1 rRNA gene is annotated in these 421 nt (G+C 53.0%); it reads left to right on the forward strand.

Annotation, left to right across the window (positions count from 1 at the left end):
• Positions 1-421: ribosomal RNA gene (locus C2M34_RS15800) — 16S ribosomal RNA — on the forward strand; the annotation flags it as partial.

The raw sequence follows: 421 nt of genomic DNA on the forward strand, positions 1-421 counted from the left end.
AAGTCTACTGGCGCGGGATGGAGCAGCCTGGTAGCTCGTCGGGCTCATAACCCGAAGGTCGTCGGTTCAAATCCGGCTCCCGCAACCAATTCTTAATTGGATACGCCACTTCTTTCGAAAGCAGAAGCAAAACAACTTTCAAGTCTACTGGCGCGGGATGGAGCAGCCTGGTAGCTCGTCGGGCTCATAACCCGAAGGTCGTCGGTTCAAATCCGGCTCCCGCAACCAATCACTGACGCTCATGTACGAAAGCGTGGGGAGCAAACAGGATTAGATACCCTGGTAGTCCACGCCGTAAACGATGTCTACTAGAAGCTCGACTTTTCGGAGTTGTTTTTCAAAGCTAACGCATTAAGTAGACCGCCTGGGGAGTACGGCCGCAAGGTTAAAACTCAAATGAATTGACGGGGGCCCGCACAAG

It is taken from the genome of Pseudoalteromonas sp. T1lg88, from assembly GCF_002964765.1.
Taxonomy (GTDB): Bacteria; Pseudomonadota; Gammaproteobacteria; order Enterobacterales; family Alteromonadaceae; genus Pseudoalteromonas.